The organism is Paenibacillus nuruki, from assembly GCF_001721045.1.
GTDB lineage: Bacteria > Bacillota > Bacilli > Paenibacillales > Paenibacillaceae > Saccharibacillus > Saccharibacillus nuruki.
The window spans coordinates 1-3,421 of record NZ_MDER01000073.1 but is presented as its reverse complement, the minus strand read 5'-3'; the positions used below and the strand labels follow the sequence as shown (position 1 = coordinate 3,421).

The window sequence follows — 3,421 nt, the reverse complement described above, 5'->3', positions numbered from 1 at the left end:
GGAAATCCTAGAGATTTTAATTAAGTGAAAACGATGTATCCAGGACATGCCAGTTGATGTACTAATAATTTGCAGCGCGATCTAATAAATCAGCTGACTAAAATTATTAAGAAAAGAAAAGGTATACACTAAAGTACAATTCTATAATAATTAATATTAGAGTTTGGCTATTAAATACAGAACACTATCGAAATATTAAAGTCGTAATAAAGTTTCGGTTAAAAAAGAAATTACCAATCTCAAACAATTAGATAGTAGAAAATTTTCTGAAATGATAGCCTTTTCTGATCTATCTAGTTTATTGTTTGCTGTTACTATAACTAGCGTGATTTTTAAATTTCTTATAATATAATAACTTATATCTGATTAAAGCAAATATTTTAAGCGGTAATCGCTGACAAGCCAAAACCTGTAGACCACTCCTAATATGAGTGGCATGGGTGGCAGGATATAAGACTTAAATTCCTTATATCCTATATCTAGTAGAGTGAATCTTAGACTCAATTAACTTGAGGATCATAAAACAGCCATTATTAAAATTATAAATAATAAAATTAATACTATTTACCAAAACTATTAATTAGTGTTTGTTATTATTAAAATTTACATTTCAAGTTTTTCTGGATGATCGGAAGTTCAAAAACACGACTAAGGTAAATATCTGTAGTTATGAAAATATGGTAGGCGAGTTTGTTAAGGATTGTACTGTTAACCAAGTTATCACTAAGTTTCACGTTTGGAATTATTTAATGCATCGTCAAAAAAAAGGTAATAGTACTGGAATAATCAATAACAAATTAATGAAGATTAGAGCATTCTTTGATTACATCGTTGAATTTGAAGTGGTTAAGAATAGTCCAGCCAAGAAAGATAAGTTACTAAAGAAAGGTGTGAAAATTTAGGTTTTAATTACCAATCAAATACTAAATTTTTATCTAAGACTTAAACAGAGAGTGAAAAGTCACTATAATTATCGAGAGTAAATGATTATTGCGACTCTAGCAATACTAAAAGAAGCAAGCATATTTGGTAAGGATTATCCTTATCAAATATGCTTGTTGAGTAATATACTAATCTTGGTATCATCGTCAATACCTTAAAGGTATTTATGTACGTACTGTAATTAAGAACTTTCTTCATTCTCCTTTTCTATTCATTATGCTATCCTTTCTTTACTCCATGTTAGTATGTAGCATCATACATTTTCTTTTTTTGAAAATGTAAAAAATAACAAATTATAAAGCAATTATTATTTTTTATCCTATATATAATTAAAACGTTTATAAAATAAACATGCCTTTATAAAAAATCTAGGTATAATTAGATACTATAAAGAGAAAGTGATGCTCAGCACAGATAGAATATCTGCTTACATACATGTGTCTGCTAAAGATCAAAGTTCTGGTAGACATTTATATGAGATGAAGTAGCTTGTAGTTACTGAACAAGATATATTCGTAGATAAAGAGGACGGCAAGGACTTCGATTATCCTCAGTATCAAACTTTGAAGCAATGTTTGCGCATGGTATATAAAGTAAATTGATCGGTTTGGACGTAATAGTAAGGATTTAAAAAAGACTGGGAGCATATCGCTTGAAAAATTAAAGCATATAGAGGTTATAGATATGCGTGTTGAATACTACTTATTATAAGGACATATTGGAAACATTGAAAACATTCTGGGTGATTTGGTACTGCAAGCGCTATCCTTTGTAGGTCAAAGAGAGCCAAAGAATATTAGCAAAAAACGATTTAAAGGTATCTCTATTGGAAACCAAAAGGAAAGTGTTTTGGCAGATTAATATAGACAATTTAGGTAAGGAACAGAAACTGATACTGGATTCATAATTGAGAAAAATTAAATAGATCTGTGCAGTTAATTGAGTTATTGAGGATTAAGAAGAACACTTTTTATAAGAATATGGAGGAATATAAAAATCTAAAATAAAATGTATCTCACAAAAATAAGATTTGATTTATAAATAACTGCCTATTATTTTGAAATGTGGCAGGATGTCAGCAAAAAACAGAAAAATTTTGAACATAGGAGGAACATTGTGAATACATATAATTTTCTTAATCTGTCCGCTATAGAATTTGAGGAACTATCCAGAGATTTACTTCAAAAACATTACAATTTTTTTCTCGAGAGTTTTACTGAAGGCAAAGATAATGGTATTGATTTAAGGGGGTCTTTTAACAACAGTGGTACCCTATTAGTACAATGCAAACGATATAAGGATTATAGAGCCTTAAAAGGAAATCTAAATAAAGAACTGCAAAAGGTTAATAAAATCAAACCTAACAGGTATATCATTGTAACATCTGCTGGCTTGACGCCAAACAATAAAGATGAAATTCATAAGTTATTTCATCCGTATATTTTAAATTCTTCTGATATATATGGAAAAGATGATCTCAATAACTTATTGGGTTTACATGAAGGGATAGAAGAAAAATATTATAAATTGTGGATGTCTAGTACCAAAATTCTTAATAAAATTCTCAATGGTAGTATTATTAACCGTTCTGAATTCCTCGTTGAAAATATCAATAATGATATTAGAATGTTTGTGCAAAATGAAAGTTTTAATGGGGCAGTGAATATTTTAAATGAAAGAAACTTTATTATTATCTCAGGAAATCCGGGAGTTGGAAAAACAACGTTAGCTAAGATGTTAGTGTATGAATATTTGGCAAATGATTTTGAAGTCATTGAAATATCAGAGGATATTGAAGAAGCAAACAAATTGTTTATAAAAGAAAAAAAACAAGTATTTTATTATGATGATTTTCTTGGAAGTAATTTTTTAGATAAGACTATTAAGAAGAATGAAGATAGAAGATTGTATACCTTTATTGAAAGAATTCGAAGTAGTAATAGCCATAAGTTGATTATGACAACCAGAGAATACATTCTTAATCAAGCTAAGCAAAAATATGAGCTGTTTAGCAGAAATGATTTTTATCTTGGAAAACATATTTTGGATTTAGTTAAATATACGGTCTTATCCAAAGCGCAAATCCTGTACAATCATTTGTTTTTTTCAAACTTAGAACAAGAATTTATTTTTTCTATATTAAAAGATAAGGGATACAACAGAATTATTAACCACCCTAATTATAATCCTAGGGTAATTGAATTGATGACTGTTAAATTAGACAAAACAATATTTGCCCCAGAAAATTATACTGATAGTCTAATTAAAACTCTGGAGAATCCAACTCAAGTTTGGTTACATGCCTTTGAAAATCAGATTAGTGAATTCTCTAAGTATTTACTTTATACATTGCTTATTGCTAATAGTGCAATTATAGAACAAGCGGTATTAAAAATAGTGCAAACTATTATTAATGTCTCTTATACACAGCTGCAGCTGCCGACGCACACATATGTTGAGCCTACGGAGTTACAAGTAT

Annotated in this window: 1 protein-coding gene; it reads left to right on the top strand. The window is 28.8% G+C overall.

Going from position 1 to position 3,421, the window contains the following annotated elements:
- Positions 1–2,058: 2,058 nt before the first annotated feature.
- A partial coding sequence (locus tag PTI45_RS18880) for an ATP-binding protein (RefSeq protein WP_175425223.1) occupies positions 2,059–3,421 on the top strand: 1,363 nt, incomplete at its 3' end.